Raw genomic sequence first — 16,053 nt, 5'->3', positions numbered from 1 at the left:
CGATTCGTTAACTTGGAGAACCAAATAGATAAAACCAGATAGGATGAACATAAGATCTTTAACGATACTATTTCTCACCTTGGTCCTGAACAGCGCATCTGCGCAGAAGATCAGTAAGAAACGACTGATCCTGGATCTGAACGCAGATAAGGGTGTGGAAGCCAGTGAAGGGCAATGGGTAGAACGCTGGAAAAATCAAGTGCCCTTCGTGGCCAGTGAGTTTTCCAGAAGAGACGAAGGCCGTAAAATACCCGGATCAGGACGTCCTGAATTGATGCGCCAAGTTCCGGAGTTGAACGGACATAACGCGATCTCCTTTAAGCAACAGGAATTACTGAACATGGATGAGGACGCATTTGATCACCTGATCACGGGCTCCGGATACACTTGGTTTTGTGTACTCAAGCCCGGAAAGCAGCCTGGTGAACTTAAAGATGTCAATTGCTTTTTTGGGAATCTTCGGAATAAACCCAATAATGAAGGCTTCTGGGGTGGTTTTGCAGATGACAACAGCTTCTGGATGAGCAGCCGTAACGCAATCACCTTTGGAAGATGGGACAATAATAACCCATATGTTTCCTCCGGGCAGATCCTCTCAAAGGACAAATATTATCTCATCATGGGACGGATGGGGAAGGGAACAGATACGGTTGTGCTCTCCCTCTACCTGAATGATGGCTCCGTTCCGGTCGCAAGCCATCCGTTTCCGGTCAACGTCGACGCAAACGCCTCAAAAATGGCGATAGGGCAGGAGCGGGATGCAATAGAACATCCCGGGAGGGAATCTTTTGTCGGTCATATGGCCAGGTTCCTCATCTATGACCGCCCGCTTACCGATAAGGAAATGAAAAAGCAGGCGTCAATGCTGATCACTTACTACAATATCCCCAGGTAACACCCCTCAAAGAACTTACGCAAACGTTTGTGTATTATGTCTCTGCACAAGTTGTATTTTTATTTGATAGCTTAGAATCTCAGGCTGTTTTCAGTTCTGATTTTTAACCTAAAGATAAACCTACACAATGGAATCAAACCGCAGAAAATTCATTCAACAGATCGCCCTGGGCTCCGGGGCCCTGGCATTGGGTATGCCCGCTTTTGCCACAGACTATATTCCGGATGACCACGAGCTTTCGGCCGCGATCAGCCAGGCGGGCGGTGCGCAGCGTTTCAATATGTGCGGTTTCGCCGCCCCCAAAATAGAGAAGGTAAGGGTAGGCTTTATTGGCCTGGGTGCCAGAGGGCCTGGTGCAGTAAGCAGAATGTCCTATATAGAAGGCGTAGAAATTAAGGCTTTATGCGATAAATTACCGGAACGTGCATCTGCAGCACAACAATATCTGACCGGTAAGGGCTTGCCTAAGGCGAAGGAATATTCCGGAGACGATGGATGGAAAGCGATGATCGAAAATGAGGATTTGGACCTGGTTTATATTTGCACTCCGTGGCATCTTCATACACCGATGGCGGTGTTCGCCATGGAACACGGTAAACATGCCGCCACTGAAGTACCTGCCGCGCTTACACTGGAAGAGTGCTGGCAATTGGTGGAAACCTCCGAGAAGACCAGGAAGCACTGCATGATGCTGGAAAACTGTTGTTATGATTTTTTTGAGTTGCTGACTTTAAACATGGCACGCAACGGTTTGTTTGGCGAACTTGTCCATGCAGAAGGGGCGTATATTCATAACCTGCTGGACTATAACTTTGATAAAAATGGTTACCAGGACATGTGGCGCCTGAAGCAGAATATGAAAGGAAGCGGTAGCCTTTACCCTACTCACGGCCTGGGTCCCATTGCCCAGTGCCTGAACATTAACCGGGGAGACAAAATGGATTATCTGACTTCTATGTCCGGTAACGATTTCCTGATGAACGCTGAAGCAGTAAAAAGGGCACAGACGGATGACTTTTATAAGCCTTTTGTTGGTGGTAACTACCGGGGAGATATGAATACTACGATGATCAGGACGGCTAAGGGAAAGACCATGATGATCCAGCACGATGTAACCACGCCAAGGCCGTATTCCAGGATCCATCTGCTCAGCGGTACAAAGGGAATGGCCTGTAAGTACCCTGATCCGGAGCGGATTGCATTTGGTGAGGAATGGGTGAAGCAACCGGAAATGAAGCAGCTGTATGAAAAATACAGTCCTGAGATCGTAAAGCATGTTGGTGAGATCGCCAAACAGGTAGGCGGACATGGTGGGATGGATTTCATTATGGACTGGAGACTGATCGATTGCCTGCGCAACGGGCTGCCGCTTGATCAGGATGTTTATGATGCCGCGGCCTGGAGCTGTATCGTGCCGTTGTCGAAAAAATCAGTGTCTAAACGCTCTTCCAGTGTGGATATCCCGGATTTTACCAGGGGTGCATGGCAAAAGAACCCGGTCGTTAATATTACCCTTGCCGGAGGCGGGAATACTACCGTGAGAAAAGTAAAATAAACAAAGCCGTCAGGGCTTTCCTGACGAAACCTTAGTCAGTTCCTGTGCGGCAGCGAGATGTTGCTGCAATACAGGAAGGTACTTTTTCGCAAAGGCACTGATGGTTTCTTCCTTCGCGCGGCCTGCAGCTTCGAACAGCCTGATCAACTCACGGTGGTCCTGGATGGTCATTGTAATATAGCTCGCGTCGAATGCCGCAGAACCTGCCGGGGGCATCGCTGTTTGCCGGATGTTACGGCTGCTGGCCTGAAGGCTGGTGATGAGCGTATCGGAAAGCTTTGCGCTACCGGATGCCAGCTTAGTAAAGGCTTCCCGGATCTCCCGGTGGTTCTTCAGCACCATGGTGGCATATTCCCGGATCTTTGCACTGGCCGATTTTTCCAGTGCAAGCTTGCCCGCTTCTATTTCCCAGTCACCGCTGGAAGTTGCCCTGCTGATGAAATCCTGCCCGGTCAGGGCATAAAGGCCGAGCTGATCCCTTACAGATGAACTTGCCTTCATAATGGCATTGTTCGCAATCTCAGCTGCTTTCTCCTGGGATCCGGCAGAGCTATTGTTTGCAGAATGGATGCCTGGTGTCAGCGCGTCGCCGCTCGCATTAACTACGCCCACGCTGGGATTCTTCGTTACAGGGCTTAGCCCGGTGATCTTGGTCTTTTTTCCCTCCGGGCTTCTGCGTGAGGAGCATGAAAAGAGGGCCGTGGTGAGAATGCAAATGCAGGCAAGGAGGTTCACGCGGTTCATGGCATTATTTTTTACCTAAAATACAAAGTATGTCTCTGAAAGGTTTGTTTTTATACCTGGATTTGCTTCTTTTCTCAGAAAAGGCTATCTATGCAGGATGTTCGCAAATCACACAACTGTAACTTCGATCAGGCAAACATTTACGCTTAAGGAACCTAAGGTCTTTAATACTTAAGCCCCCGTTAATTTCCGGAAGGGGGCCTGTGCCCTCGTTTATCATTATCCCCGCAGCCTGCTGACCGGGTTTATCCAAATATTTTTCAAATTTTAATCATCAATCATCATGGAAAAAGTGAACAATCCAGTCCTTATTTCAGAAGAGGACTTTAAACTCATTAAACCTTTTTTAGGTACCGAACTACATAAAACCCCTGAAATGTCCCTTGCCTTTGAGCTTAACCGGGCTACCGTGGTTAAGGATGCCGAACTGCCTTCAGGCGTGGTGAGACTGAACTCCAGGGTCACTGTTTTAGATGCAGCTTTAAATAAGCTGGTCACGTTAACGATCGTACTGCCCCGTCATGCGGATATCGCCACCCGGAAAATATCTGTGCTCAGCCCCATGGGTGCCGCATTGATCGGCTTCAAGGTGGGTGACGAAGTGGAATGGCAAATGCCGGGCGGATTAAAAAAGTTCGTGATCCGGGAAGTACAGAACAGTTAGCTTTTCCTATCTTTAACTTTGTTACAAATTATTGGAAACACTATTTGTAATATTGTATAACCAACAACAATCAAACATTTATGAAAAGAATAGGCCTGTTAATGACGCTGCTGTCAGGGTTCCTGATGCTGACGTGCCGTGCGCAGCAATCCACTAACGTTACTGCTGAAACCCTGTACGGCGGGTTGAAAAATCCCTGGGGAATGGTCTGGCTTCCTGATGGCAGGATGCTGGTAACAGAAAGAGCAGGAGAGATCCTCATATTTAAGAATGATAAATTTACCGGGGAAAAGCTTTCAGGGGTACCTGCCGTAGTAAATGAAGGCCAGGGCGGCCTGCTCGACATCCGGCTCCACCCTGATTATAAGAAAAATGGCTGGATCTATATTTCCTTCTCCAAACCAGTAGGCGATCTGATCACCACAGCCGTGGTCAGATTTAAGCTGAAAGGCAACCAGGTTGTCGATAAACAGGATATTTTTGAGGCAAAACCTGCTTTAAAGGCGAATTTTCACTTTGGCAGCCGCCTGGTCTTTGACAAAGATAAATATCTCTTCATCAGTGTAGGAGAACGCGGTACGCAGCCTAAGGTACAGGAACTGGACAATGATCATGGTAAGGTACACCGTGTTTTTGATGACGGACGTATTCCGCAGGACAATCCTTTTGTAGGACAAGGCAACGCCCATGGCTCCATCTGGACTTACGGACATCGCAATCCGCAAGGGATGGTCTATGACGCTGCTAATAACCGTATATGGGAAGTAGAGCACGGACCTAAAGGAGGAGATGAACTGAACCTGATCGAAAAGGGCAAAAATTATGGCTGGCCGAAGACTTCTTACGGGATCAACTATGACGGCACCGTTCTCACACCCAATAAGGAACTTCCTGGTGTGGAAAATCCTAAGCACTACTGGGTTCCGTCAATCGGGCCTTGCGGCATGACCATTGTAACCAGCAGCAAATATCCGGACTGGAAAGGCAACCTGCTGATCGGCGCGCTGGCCTTTACTCACCTGAACCGGGTTACACTGGATGGCACGGAATATAAATCGGAAGACAGGATGTACCAGGGCAAGGGCAGGTTCCGCTACGTTGCGGAAAGTCCTGATGGCTACATCTATGCAGTAACGGAAGGTCCGGGTGCGCTGCTCAAACTGATCCCGGGGAAATAGTCCGGGGTATAATAGTCGGTACCCGATTCGCCTGGTACTAAAACACCCGTCATTTCGAACGGAACGAAGTGTAGCGAGAAATCTCTTGTTTAGGAACATTCAAGAGATTTCTCCTCATGCTTCGTCGAAATGACGGGTGTGTCCCATACGGATGGGTTTTATACGGGGGTGCTATTCCTACGATTTCTTATTGTCTGGCCTGATGATGAGCCGTAAGGTAGGGTCGTTGGTGATGAAGCTCCAGAACCAGTTGAAGGCCAGTTTTCCTTTATTTCTGAACCCTGCAATAGGAATGATGTGAATGAACAGCCAGACGATCCAGGCGAAGAAGCCCTTAAAAAAGCCTTTTTTCGGCAGGTCTACAACAGCTTTAAATTTGGCAATAATGGCCATGCTGCCTTTGTCATGGTAGCGGAAAGGTTCGAGCGGCTTGCCGGCTGATAGCATTAGCAGGTTTTTGGCCAGTAGTTTACCCTGTTGTATAGCTACCTGCGCCAATTGCGGATGGCCGTTCGGGAATTTTTCATCGGTCAGTTGCATGCACTGGTCACCAATGGCATAAATGTTTGAAGTGCCTTGTACCTTATTGAATTCATCTACCAGAATGCGCCTGCCCCTGGTGATCGCTGCGGCCGGTAAACCCGGAGCTTCCTTCGCGATTACGCCTGAAGCCCAGATTAATGTCGAGCTGTTGATATGGTTGCCATTGGCCAGGATCACTTGCTCATCTACATAATCTTTTACTAATGTATTGAGATAAATATTTACACCCAGCTTGTTCAGTACCTCATAAGCCTCTTCCTGAGATTTGGAGCTCATCGGGCCCAGCAGTTTAGCGCCTGCGTCCACCAGGAAGATCCTGCCCGAAAAGCGTTTTACGCTGGGATAGTCTTTGGTGATAATATTTCTGCCCATTTCCGCGAGCATACCGGCGATTTCCACCCCGGTAGGACCTCCGCCTGCAATCACGATATTACCCAGTTTCTCTTTTTCGGCCGGGTCAGAGGACCTCACGGCTTCTTCCAGTTTCAGCAGGATATGGTTGCGCATATTAATGGCATCGTCGATGGTCTTCATCGGCATTGCTTTTTTACTGACGTTTTCCATTCCGAAGAAATTGGTCTCCGTACCCATGGCAAGGACCAGATGGTCATAGCTGAGCACGCCGTTTTCGGTCTCTATGGTATTGCTTTCAGGATTTATTTTTAACAGTCCGCCCATATAAAAGCCCAGGTTGCTTTTGCCCTGGAACATTCTGCGGAATGGGTAGCTGATGTTGGACGACTCAATGAAAGCTGTAGATACCTGGTAGAGCAGCGGGGGAAAGAAATGATAGTTGTTCCTGTCGACCAGCGTCACCTGGTACTGGTCTTGGTTGGCCAGTTTTTTTGCAAGGTTCAGCCCGGCGAAGCCGCCGCCGACGATGATTACTTTTTGGGGTACGGCATTGTTCATATTGATCAGTCTTTGTCGCTACCGGCGATAACGCTATACAGGGCATTGACGAGGGCGACTACGATGGAAAAGATCGCTGCAGACAGGAAGCCGTCTGTGTTGAAATCTTTCATCCAGCTGTCCACCATCAGCACCATCAGCACGGTAATGATAAAGGAAACGAGTCCTAATGTGAGAAAATTGATTGGAAATGTAAGCAAACGAAGGATAAAACCTACCGTGGCATTGGCGATGGCAATAAGGATAGCAGCAAGAACCGCAGATCCGAAACCGTTGACCTGGACACCGGGCACCACTTTAGCGCCGATAAATACGGCCAGCCCCATCAGGAGTATTTTAATAATGAGTCGTATCATTTCGGGGTTTTGTAACTAAAACAACAAAGGTATCATTTGGTTTTGTACCGTGTATAGAGAAAGGAAATAATCAGCATCAATATGCCCAGTGAAACCAGGATCACTGTCTTTGCGACAGTGCCCAGCTGGACAAGATCAAACGTAAAAAGTTTTACCAGGGTGATGGCGAAAAGGCTGATGGCTGCGATGCGCAGATGCGCCTGATGCCTGGCAAGTCCGATGATGATCAGCAAAAGGGCATAGGCACCCCAGAGGATACTCATGCCGAGTTTATAGCTGCCGTACAACCCGGCAAGCGACAGCAGGTGAATGAATTCACTGCTGAGTGTCCACAATATGCAAAAATGAAAGAAGAGCCCCGAAAACTTCAGTAGCCTTTCCGTGGGTATATTTTGTTTCAGGAGTTTTGCCGAGGCCAGGAGGAGCAGTACAGATAACAGTACAGACAGGTAGCGGACATAGCCTGAGCCTGACTGGGCAAGATTGTAGTGCCCCCAGGTAAGGAAAGCCAGAGTAAGCGACAGGTTTATGAGCAGGATGATGCGTGTTGTTGCAGTCTCGTTTATTTTTCTTACAGCTAACGTGGTGACGGCAAGCATAAAGAACAAGCTGTAGATATAAGTCCATGCGACCTTTGCGACCTGATCTTTTACAGCCGGACCAAACCAGGCCGTGATCTGCAGTCGGAAGGTCAGGTAGATGAATGCAATGCCCAGCAGGAAATGAAGCAGGGCCGGTCTGCCGTCCAGCGATTGCCTTTTTCTGATCAGAAGCCCGATTGTGAGGTGTACCCCTGCGTTAAAAACGGCAAACAGGCTCAGGGTATGTCCCGAAGCAGGCAGAAAAGTCAACAGGTAATATCCGGCGAGGTAAAATATAAGCGAATTGATAAACTGAACGATCAGATCAGTATTGCTGAGCGTTTCTCCAAGGATGAGCTTATAAGCCAGGCTTGTCAGCTGAAAGGTCATAAAAAACACAAAAGCGAAAAGCAATGCCGTCCACACATAAGGCGCTATGCTGTCTGTGCTGATACACCAGGAGAGGAGGATGGTCCAGGAAACCGCAAAGGCCAGGTAAAACAGGGGCTGCCAGTATTTTTTCAGACTGATGAAAAGGATACCGGCGTTGATGATGGAAATGTAAGCAAAAAGGATCGTTGCCCTGCCTGAACCGTTACCCAGGAGAAAAGGTATTGCATAGGCGCCTACCAGGCCGATGTGTGCGATAAACTGCCGGTCATACCAGATGGCGATAAAGACGGCAAAAAGGGTAAATACCGTCATGATACCAAAGGCAAGCTGCTGGGAGAACAGGTCATAGAAGCTGTATGCTGCATAGGACATGAAATACAGTATCGCAATACCCCCGCTCACCAGTACTGCTGAGAAATTTCCGTATTTTTTCTTGAGCCAGAATGCGAGAACCATGAGTGTCATACCGGTGACTGCGCCAAGGATGATCCTGGTAAGCGGACTCACCAGGTCGCGGTCTACGGCATATTTGGCGCCGATGGCTACTCCGAGTATCAGCACCAGAATGCCCGCTTTACTGACCAGGTTCTCTCCGATAAATTTCTCAAGCCCGGGCCTGCCGGGCATACTGAAACGGTTTTTTCCTGCCTGTGTCTGAGCCGTGACAGGGGCGGCGGTTTTTTCGGTCACTGCCGGGGACGAAAAGCTTTTGCCCTGCAGTACTGCGATCTCTTCACGGAGGGCCTGGATCTCCTGTTCAAAGCCACGCTGCCTTATCTCCAGGTTTTCCAGTTTAAGCAGCAGTGAATCGAGTTTCCCAGGTTCTTTCATCAGATGAAGATAAGCTGAATTTTATCATTAATTGTATATTGGGGACTAATAACCAAAATCAGACCATGAATCGGAGAAACTTTATCAATCTCGGCGCAGCCGCGGCACTGGTATCCGGAGCCGCACCTGCTGTACTTGCCGGGACATCCAGAGCAACTGGAGCATCGGAACACAAAGAAAAACGTTACCAAAAAGGCGTAAGTCCATGGCCGATCTGCCTGGACACGGCTACCATCAGGCCGGCTTCGCTGAAAGACAAAGTAAAATTTGCCGCTAAGGCAGGCTATGATGCCATAGAGCCATGGGATGGGGAACTGCAGGAATACGAGGCGCAGGGTGGCAACCTGAAAGACCTGGGTAAGGAAATAAGGGATCTTGGCTTGTTCGTGCCCAGCGTGATCGGGTTGTGGAACGCGCTTCCGCCTACCCGCGAGCTGTTTGACCAATCGCTGAAGGATACCCGTAACCGCATGCGTATGGCTTCCGAGCTGGGTGCCCAGCACATACAGACCATTCCCAATACCGCTGGCGACAACTATTCTCAGAAATGGGTGGCCGCACGATACCGGGAAATCCTGGAAATTGGTCTGAAGGAATACAATATCCATCCGGCACTGGTGTTTGTAAAATACCAGCCGGTAAAGACGATGGGGCAAGCCATGGGCATTGCGATGGACGCGAATCATCCTAAAGCCAAAATCATTCCGGATACTTACCATATGTATATTTCCGAAGGTGGATTTGAAGGCTTAAAAATGCTGAACGGCAGTTCCATCGCTATCTTCCAGTTTGGAGACGTCCCGGCTAAGCCATCGGCAATAGAGGAGCTTGGCGACCAGCACAGGGTTTATCCAGGGGACGGCATTTTGCCTTTGCCGCAGATATTGAAAGACCTGAAAAGTACCGGCTTCAGGGGATGTGTGAGCCTTGAGCTGTATAACCCGGACTACTGGAAACAAGACCTTCAGGAAGTCGCTTCCACAGGTTTGCGTAAAACACTTGAAGTGATTAAGAAGGCCGGGGTTTAATCATTTTCTCACCGGGAGCATCCGCCGTACGGTCGCAATTTTTTGCTCCCGGTTTTTCGGCAAGTCAACTAAAGTCCGTTACTTTACCCGCTATGCCGAAGTTCAATCCAGTTGCTTTCAGTTCCGGCTTGTTTAAGGGCCTGGGGCACCTTTGGCTGGACATGACCGGCAGCACATCGGACTTCTCACTGGAGAGCAGGATTTTTCATTCCATCAGCGCCGGCGTAATCCTGATCGCTTGCGTCTATGTTCCTTATAATCTCTATGCGGGGCTCTATGTGGCTTCATTATCGACATTGATCGTTGCTTTATTCTTCTTTTGGCAATATTACAATTCAAGATTTCTCGGTAAGACGCACAGCAGTACGGCATTCGGGCTGTTCGGCTTGCTGATGTTAGGAATCAATTACTTTTACAATGCCGGTATCAATGGCTCGACAGACCTGATCTGGCCCGCATACTTACTGCTGATCTTTGCCATTTCGCCTTATCATCAGCATCTGAGATGGCTGATCACTTACATCATTTTCTTTGTCCTGATCCACCTGCTGGAGTATTATTTGCCGGCCCTGGTAAAATATCCTTTCCAACAGGGCAGGGGACAGTTTATCGACCGGGTTACCGCCTTTCCGATGCCGGTCCTCGTGATTTACCTGGTTGCGCGGTTTATCAAGCGGAGTTATCACCTGGAGCGGGAGGCCGCCAGAGAGAAGACAGTTGCCGTTGAGAAAAGCAATGCGGAAAAGACCAGGCTGATGTCGATCATTTCCCATGACCTGCGTACGCCGTTGCTGAACGTGCAGAGCTACCTGGAGTTGCTCCGCAGCAATGACCTGGAAAGCTCGGAAAGGCCAGAGCTGGAAGAGGCCCTGCTGTCTTCGACCAATGGTGCGGTGGAGATGCTGTCCAACCTCCTGCACTGGTCAAAGTCACAGATGGAAGGTGCACAAGTTCGGTTGCAGCACGTTAACCTGCTCCAGGTGCTGTCCGGTACGGTCCGGATGCAGGCCCTTTATGCCTCAAAGAAAGGGATCACCCTGACCTGCAGCGTTCCGGAACAGTTAACAGTTGTTGCCGACATAGACATGCTGCAGCTCGTCGTGCGAAACCTGATCAGCAACGCGGTCAAGTTTACACCGGCCGGCGGAGCCATCAGCATACTGGCCCAAACGGAATCAGGGCATTGCAAGATAGTTGTCAGTGACAATGGGACTGGTGTCCCGGAAGATCAGCGTGCGCATTTGTTCTCTGTTCGGTCCGCGCCTACTTCGGGAACGAACAATGAACGGGGAGTAGGTCTCGGGTTGGTCTTATGCAAGGAATACACGGAGCGTCAGGGTGGCACAATCGGCTTTCTGCCCAATCCGGAAGGCGGCTCAAGCTTCTTTATTACCCTGCCCCTTGATTTTTTAAGATAATGTATTCAAAAGAACAGGCATCTCAGATCAGACAGGAATTCTGGACGGTATTTGGCAGGTACATCTCACCTCAGCCTTCTGCTGACGGATTAAAGATCAACTGGATCAATTACAAGACCGGGGTCAGGGCTATTTCCTTCAGGATGCGGGCGGAAAACCGGTCGGCAAGTATCGCCATAGAGATCAACCATCCGGATGAGGGAATCAGGATGCTGATCTATGAGCAGTTTCTGGAGTTCCGGAAGGTTTTCACAGATACCATGAACGAGGAATGGGACTGGGAGCCCGAAGTCCGGGACGAAAATGGGCGAACATTGGCCCGGATCATAAAGACACTGGAGGGACGCAGCATTTACAGGAAAGAAGACTGGCCCGATCTGATCTCTTTCTTCAGACCAAGGATAACACAAATGGATGAGTTCTGGAGTATGGCCCAATATGGGTTTGAGCTTTTTAAGTAGTATATTGTTGCCGGAAAAACTCCCATGAATTAAATATGAAGAAGATTATTGTGCTGTTTTTTGTCCTGTTTGTGGGGCAGACCGCTTTCTCGCAGGGTATACTTAAAATGATCGGACATTCAGAAGACCTGTTCAAGTTACTGTCTGAAGATAAGTTCACAGAAGCGTATGGTTATTTCGACACCAGTTTTCAGGCTAAGGTTTCCGAAGAAAAGGTAAAGGAGATCTGGACGGAACTAACGACAAAGATGGGTCCCTTACAGGATCTTTCAGTACTGAGCAGTAAGACTCAGGGTGAGTTTTTTACCGTGATCCTGGAAGGGAAGTTTGCAAATGACATGCAGAATTTCCTTATTGCCTTTAATAAATCTGAAAAGATAGTAGGCTTTTTCCTGCAGCCCACAGCTAAGCCGGAAGCTTACAAGCTCCCTGCTTATGCAGATACCAGCCTGTACCGTGAGAAGGAGGTTTATGTGAAGGCCGGTAAACACGAGCTTGCAGGTATGCTTACACTTCCCAGAAAAGCAGGTAAATATCCTCTTGTCGTATTTGTACATGGATCTGGTGCTCATGATATGGATGAGACGATCGGCCCGAACAAGCCGTTTAAGGACCTCGCGACCGGCCTGGCTTCGAAAGGTATCGCCAGTATCCGGTATGTAAAAAGGACACTCCTCTATCCGAATGAATTTATCGGTGCAATTACGGTGAAGGAAGAAGTGCTGGATGATGCCCTGGCGGCCATAGCGCTGGCCCGAACCGTACCCGAAGCCGATAAATTACAACTTTATGTACTCGGCCATAGTCTGGGCGGAATGCTGGCTCCCAGGATCGCCCGCGCGGCACCAGACCTGAAAGGCATTATCCTTATGGCTGCCCCTGCACGCAACCTTATGGATATCAGTGTTGAGCAAAGAAATTATTTCTTTGCACTCGGCAAAGATACGACCAGGGCAGCCAGGCTTATGCTGGACAGCGCAAATATGGAAACAAATAGCGTAAAGCTGATCAAACCGGGCACCATAAAGCCAGATTCCGTGCTGCTGGGAATGCCGGCATCCTACTGGGCAGATCTGAATGTCTATAACCAGGTAGCCACAGCAAAGCAGCAGGCCAAACAACGGATCTTCGTCGCACAGGGGGGAAATGACTTCCAGGTATCTGTAACCGATTTCAATTTGTGGAAGGCTGCACTTGGCACCAGGAAGAATGTGTCGCTGAAGCTTTATCCGGAATTGAATCACCTGATGATGCCTCAAAAGGAAAAGGCAGATATCAGGCAGTATGAGGTGCCCTCAAACGTATCGGTTGTACTTGTCAATGACCTGTCTTCATGGATTAAGATAAAATAAAGTAACATTTGTGTCGAAATCTTCAGGTATGGCAGAGTTGTTGCTTGGTAAATGTCGAAAACCCTAAAACAAATCAACAAATGGTAAAAAGAATACATGTGCTTGAAGATGATGAAGACATCCGCTACATTATCGGGGTACTGCTGAAAGACGAAGGATACGAGCTTCAGCTTTCATCATCCTTCGCTGAATTGAAAAACAAGCTGAAAGATTCTGTTCCTGACCTTTTTATTCTGGATGTCATGATTCCGGACGGCGACGGCGCAGATATCTGCACAGACCTTAAAAGCGATCCCTTTACAAAGCATATTCCGATCATTGTGATGTCGGCAAATGATCAGAACAAGAAGAAAAGTCTTGAAGCTGGGGCAAATGATTATATCAGTAAGCCTTTTGACATCGATTATATCGTAAAAAGGATCAACACCCAGCTTAACAGATTGCAATAGACCCTTTCTCAATTTAATAGTAAGCCCGGCTTTTTGAGCCGGGCTTTTTTATTTACTATCTTCACCGGTATTTAATTGACAAAATCTAATGAACGATTCAGTAAGAGGCGTTTTTCCACATGTGCTGAACCACGTTATTTTTGAACTTTGCAGGAACGGGTTCATCCTGGCCTTTGAAAAGGGGCTTTCAGATCTTAAGGGCCTGGTACCTGCCGATTCCATGGACGAAGATGATTTTGAATTGCTGGAGTCAGTAAACGATCCTGTGGTAAACTTGCTGCTGGCTTCGATAGAAAAGGTTATCCGTTGTGCCAAGACCTATTACATGATCAATAATCTGGATGAGCTGGAGATCATGGAAAATGAGGAATACAATGAACTGGCTTCCGATAGTTTTTATATCTATATCATGGAATGGGACAGCAAGTCTTATGAAGATGTTCTGTTTAATCTCAATATCGTCTATCTGTCCATCTCCCAGTTGTTGTACCATATGTCCCGCCAGATAGAACTGGATAGTATAGAAGTGCCGGAAGAGATCTATGAAGAGTTCCTGGCGAAAAGTGATGAGTTACTGAACGGCACCTTACCGGCCGACGATAAGAACGTCAGGTTATTGTATGACCTCATCATATCGCTCAATGAAGACCTGCTGGAAATTGATAAAATCACCAGGAAATAACGGCATTTGCAAACTTTTGGCTAAGTTTGAGAAAATTTAATAACCCGATATTACCATGTCAGATCAGAAAAAAGAAATATTTGAAGGTGTCGCACAACGTTTGAAAATTGAAGGTTTTAACGTAGTGAACCGTGATGAGACCCGTCCGTGGGGCGGTTTTTTTGTAATTGATGAAGCGCAGGCCCAACAGTTTGCCAACGTTTATTTTGAAGGCCTGAACGTAGAGGACCTGAAAATATCCGGAAAACTGAGCCCCAAGATACTGATCGTTGCACCTGATACCCGTCTGTCGTGGCAATACCATCACCGCCGTGCGGAGATATGGAGAGTGGTCAATGGTACAGTAGGTGTCGTTACCAGTGATACAGATGAGGAGGGCGCGTTGCAGGAACTTGCTCCCGGTCAGTCGATCAAATTGAAACAAGGCGAGCGTCACCGGTTGATCGGTCTGAAAGACTGGGGTATCGTTTCCGAGATCTGGCAACATACCGATCCGGAGGAGCCGTCAGATGAAAACGACATCGTCAGGGTACAGGACGATTTTGGAAGATAGGTTTTTTAGCGCCGTTCGAAAGAACGGCGCTTTTATTTTGGATTAAGCCTGCTGTTTCTTTTTGCCCCAGAAACGGCGTTTTTTGTTTGGGGCTTTCTTTGCTCCGCTGAGGTTCGGCTCCTGGTCTTTGCGTGCCTGTTGCTGACCTGCCTGCTGTGGTTTGCGCTGCTGGCCATTATTCATGCCGCCCTGGCCGCCTCTCTTTCCTTTTATGGCCCGGTCTCTGTTGTTTGCTGTCAGCGACGTCAGGCCTGCGGGAGCCATCAGACTTTGCCAGGTCATGGCAAAGGGATGATCCTCCGTTACGGGAATTTTGATGCCGATGAGTTTTTCAATATCGTTCAGATATGCCTTCTCTTCAGCGTCGCAAAATGAAAATGCGGTGCCGCTTAGTCCGGCGCGGCCGGTACGTCCAATCCGGTGTACATAGGTTTCCGGAATATTTGGAAGTTCATAGTTAATCACGTAAGCCAGTTCGTCTACATCTATTCCCCTGGCGGCAATATCAGTAGCCACCAGTACCCTTGTCGCCTTCGACTTGAAGTTGGTCAGTGCCCGCTGCCTGGCGTTCTGAGATTTATTGCCATGTATCGCCTCAGCTTTTATCCCTGCCTTGCCCAGTTCTTTCGCAATGCGGTCAGATCCGTGCTTCGTCCGGGCAAAGACCAGGACAGACTCAATGGATTTATCCTGCAGGATATGATACAATAAATGTCTTTTATTGGTTTTTTCGACAAAGAATACCTGCTGTTGTATTTTTTCGGCAGTAGAGGACACCGGGGTCACTTCGACTTTTACGGGGTTGTTCAGAATGGTATCCGCGAGCGCCTGGATTTCCTTAGGCATGGTAGCTGAAAAAAACAGGGTCTGCCTTTTGGCCGGTAATTTTGCGATTACCCGTTTTACGTCGTGGATGAAACCCATGTCCAGCATCCTGTCTGCTTCGTCCAGTACGAAAATCTCCAGGTCTTTCAGGCTGATGAAACCCTGGTTCATCAGATCGAGTAACCTGCCCGGCGTGGCCACCAGGATATCTACACCCTTTTGCAGTGCATCCGTTTGTGGTTTTTGTCCTACGCCGCCGAAGATCACAAGGTAACGTAGCGGAAGATGATTACCATAAGCTTTGAAACTCTCTTCAATCTGGATAGCCAGCTCACGCGTAGGTGTAAGCACGAGCGCTCTGATATGGCGTTGCGCCTTTATATTCTGATGCGGCCGGTGCAGGAGCTGCAGCATCGGGATGGCGAAAGCAGCAGTTTTTCCGGTGCCGGTCTGCGCGCAGCCCAAAAGGTCGTTTCCTTGTAGTATGGAGGGGATAGCTTGTTCTTGTATCGGGGTAGGCTGTGTATAGCCTTCTGATTGCAATGCCTTCAATATCGGCTCAATCAGGTTTAATTCTTGAAATGACAATGTCTTGTTGTTTAAATAAATTGCACCAAAATGTTTCGTGCTGGG

General features: G+C 48.4%; 16 protein-coding genes. 11 read left to right on the top strand and 5 right to left on the bottom strand.

What is annotated here, in order from left to right; translation table 11 throughout:
- Window positions 1-43 precede the first annotated feature (43 nt).
- Window positions 44-895 (top strand): LamG-like jellyroll fold domain-containing protein, encoded by an 852-nt coding sequence (locus P2W84_RS04715; RefSeq protein ID WP_276088954.1) that lies wholly within the window; start codon window positions 44-46, stop codon window positions 893-895.
- A 127-nt stretch (window positions 896-1,022) separates the two neighbouring features.
- Entirely contained in the window at window positions 1,023-2,450 is a 1,428-nt protein-coding gene (locus P2W84_RS04710) for a Gfo/Idh/MocA family oxidoreductase (protein WP_276088953.1), read from the top strand.
- 9 nt (window positions 2,451-2,459) lie between these two features.
- Here the strand turns inward: P2W84_RS04710 and P2W84_RS04705 are convergent, their stop codons facing one another.
- Window positions 2,460-3,194 carry a DUF4142 domain-containing protein gene (locus P2W84_RS04705; RefSeq protein WP_276088952.1) on the bottom strand — a complete coding sequence of 245 codons (735 nt, stop codon included), beginning with the start codon at window positions 3,192-3,194 and terminating at the stop codon, window positions 2,460-2,462.
- Between the two features lie 283 nt (window positions 3,195-3,477).
- On the opposite strand from P2W84_RS04705, the gene P2W84_RS04700 reads away from it, so the two are divergent.
- Together P2W84_RS04700 and P2W84_RS04695 are read left to right on the top strand one after the other, a co-directional pair.
- The gene (locus P2W84_RS04700) at window positions 3,478-3,858 is read left to right on the top strand and encodes a GreA/GreB family elongation factor (RefSeq protein ID WP_276088951.1); all 381 of its coding nucleotides are present in this window, start codon (window positions 3,478-3,480) and stop codon (window positions 3,856-3,858) included.
- Between the two features lie 80 nt (window positions 3,859-3,938).
- Window positions 3,939-5,036 (top strand): PQQ-dependent sugar dehydrogenase, encoded by a 1,098-nt coding sequence (locus P2W84_RS04695; protein ID WP_276088950.1) that lies wholly within the window; start codon window positions 3,939-3,941, stop codon window positions 5,034-5,036.
- 177 nt (window positions 5,037-5,213) lie between these two features.
- On the opposite strand, the gene P2W84_RS04690 is transcribed toward P2W84_RS04695, so the two are convergent.
- The 3 genes from P2W84_RS04690 to P2W84_RS04680 are packed head-to-tail and all read right to left on the bottom strand — an operon-like array spanning window position 5,214 to window position 8,652.
- Complete coding sequence (locus P2W84_RS04690) at window positions 5,214-6,491, bottom strand: NAD(P)/FAD-dependent oxidoreductase (RefSeq protein WP_276088949.1); 1,278 nt, start codon at window positions 6,489-6,491, stop codon at window positions 5,214-5,216.
- A gap of 5 nt (window positions 6,492-6,496) precedes the next feature.
- Window positions 6,497-6,844: a phage holin family protein gene (locus tag P2W84_RS04685; protein WP_276089035.1), complete on the bottom strand. Its 348-nt coding sequence runs from the start codon at window positions 6,842-6,844 to the stop codon at window positions 6,497-6,499.
- A 35-nt stretch (window positions 6,845-6,879) separates the two neighbouring features.
- Window positions 6,880-8,652 carry a DUF2339 domain-containing protein gene (locus P2W84_RS04680; RefSeq protein WP_276088948.1) on the bottom strand — a complete coding sequence of 591 codons (1,773 nt, stop codon included), beginning with the start codon at window positions 8,650-8,652 and terminating at the stop codon, window positions 6,880-6,882.
- A gap of 65 nt (window positions 8,653-8,717) precedes the next feature.
- On the opposite strand from P2W84_RS04680, the gene P2W84_RS04675 reads away from it, so the two are divergent.
- The 7 genes from P2W84_RS04675 to P2W84_RS04645 all read left to right on the top strand — a co-directional run bounded on the left by P2W84_RS04675 (window position 8,718) and on the right by P2W84_RS04645 (window position 14,595).
- The gene (locus tag P2W84_RS04675) at window positions 8,718-9,680 is read left to right on the top strand and encodes a sugar phosphate isomerase/epimerase (RefSeq protein WP_276088947.1); all 963 of its coding nucleotides are present in this window, start codon (window positions 8,718-8,720) and stop codon (window positions 9,678-9,680) included.
- Between the two features lie 92 nt (window positions 9,681-9,772).
- Window positions 9,773-11,098 (top strand): HAMP domain-containing sensor histidine kinase, encoded by a 1,326-nt coding sequence (locus P2W84_RS04670; RefSeq protein WP_276088946.1) that lies wholly within the window; start codon window positions 9,773-9,775, stop codon window positions 11,096-11,098.
- Window positions 11,098-11,559 carry a DUF4268 domain-containing protein gene (locus P2W84_RS04665; protein ID WP_276088945.1) on the top strand — a complete coding sequence of 154 codons (462 nt, stop codon included), beginning with the start codon at window positions 11,098-11,100 and terminating at the stop codon, window positions 11,557-11,559. The genes P2W84_RS04670 and P2W84_RS04665 overlap by 1 nt, the downstream gene beginning before the upstream one ends.
- 35 nt (window positions 11,560-11,594) lie before the next feature.
- Window positions 11,595-12,911, top strand: coding sequence for a DUF3887 domain-containing protein (locus P2W84_RS04660; RefSeq protein WP_276088944.1), 1,317 nt, complete (start codon window positions 11,595-11,597; stop codon window positions 12,909-12,911).
- Window positions 12,912-12,991: 80 nt separating this feature from the next.
- On the top strand, window positions 12,992-13,360 hold the full coding sequence (locus P2W84_RS04655) for a response regulator (RefSeq protein WP_276088943.1): 369 nt from the start codon (window positions 12,992-12,994) through the stop codon (window positions 13,358-13,360).
- Between the two features lie 88 nt (window positions 13,361-13,448).
- Window positions 13,449-14,042, top strand: coding sequence for a hypothetical protein (locus tag P2W84_RS04650; protein ID WP_276088942.1), 594 nt, complete (start codon window positions 13,449-13,451; stop codon window positions 14,040-14,042).
- A gap of 55 nt (window positions 14,043-14,097) precedes the next feature.
- Window positions 14,098-14,595: a phosphoheptose isomerase gene (locus tag P2W84_RS04645; protein WP_276088941.1), complete on the top strand. Its 498-nt coding sequence runs from the start codon at window positions 14,098-14,100 to the stop codon at window positions 14,593-14,595.
- A 42-nt stretch (window positions 14,596-14,637) separates the two neighbouring features.
- On the opposite strand, the gene P2W84_RS04640 is transcribed toward P2W84_RS04645, so the two are convergent.
- Window positions 14,638-16,008 (bottom strand): DEAD/DEAH box helicase, encoded by a 1,371-nt coding sequence (locus P2W84_RS04640; protein WP_276088940.1) that lies wholly within the window; start codon window positions 16,006-16,008, stop codon window positions 14,638-14,640.
- Between the last annotated feature and the right edge of the window lie 45 nt (window positions 16,009-16,053).

Origin of the sequence: Pedobacter sp. JY14-1 (assembly GCF_029269825.1) — a bacterium.
GTDB lineage: Bacteria > Bacteroidota > Bacteroidia > Sphingobacteriales > Sphingobacteriaceae > Pedobacter.
This window is presented reverse-complemented; position numbering and strand designations above follow the sequence as displayed.

Coding starts and splice junctions, on each gene's coding strand:
- P2W84_RS04670 (WP_276088946.1), top strand. CDS start 9,773: ATGCCGAAGTTCAATCCAGTTGCTTTCAGTTCCGGCTTGTTTAAGGGC.
- P2W84_RS04665 (WP_276088945.1), top strand. CDS start 11,098: ATGTATTCAAAAGAACAGGCATCTCAGATCAGACAGGAATTCTGGACG.
- P2W84_RS04705 (WP_276088952.1), bottom strand. CDS start 3,194: ATGAACCGCGTGAACCTCCTTGCCTGCATTTGCATTCTCACCACGGCC.
- P2W84_RS04690 (WP_276088949.1), bottom strand. CDS start 6,491: ATGAACAATGCCGTACCCCAAAAAGTAATCATCGTCGGCGGCGGCTTC.
- P2W84_RS04650 (WP_276088942.1), top strand. CDS start 13,449: ATGAACGATTCAGTAAGAGGCGTTTTTCCACATGTGCTGAACCACGTT.
- P2W84_RS04645 (WP_276088941.1), top strand. CDS start 14,098: ATGTCAGATCAGAAAAAAGAAATATTTGAAGGTGTCGCACAACGTTTG.
- P2W84_RS04675 (WP_276088947.1), top strand. CDS start 8,718: ATGAATCGGAGAAACTTTATCAATCTCGGCGCAGCCGCGGCACTGGTA.
- P2W84_RS04715 (WP_276088954.1), top strand. CDS start 44: ATGAACATAAGATCTTTAACGATACTATTTCTCACCTTGGTCCTGAAC.
- P2W84_RS04660 (WP_276088944.1), top strand. CDS start 11,595: ATGAAGAAGATTATTGTGCTGTTTTTTGTCCTGTTTGTGGGGCAGACC.
- P2W84_RS04695 (WP_276088950.1), top strand. CDS start 3,939: ATGAAAAGAATAGGCCTGTTAATGACGCTGCTGTCAGGGTTCCTGATG.
- P2W84_RS04710 (WP_276088953.1), top strand. CDS start 1,023: ATGGAATCAAACCGCAGAAAATTCATTCAACAGATCGCCCTGGGCTCC.
- P2W84_RS04700 (WP_276088951.1), top strand. CDS start 3,478: ATGGAAAAAGTGAACAATCCAGTCCTTATTTCAGAAGAGGACTTTAAA.
- P2W84_RS04680 (WP_276088948.1), bottom strand. CDS start 8,652: ATGAAAGAACCTGGGAAACTCGATTCACTGCTGCTTAAACTGGAAAAC.
- P2W84_RS04655 (WP_276088943.1), top strand. CDS start 12,992: ATGGTAAAAAGAATACATGTGCTTGAAGATGATGAAGACATCCGCTAC.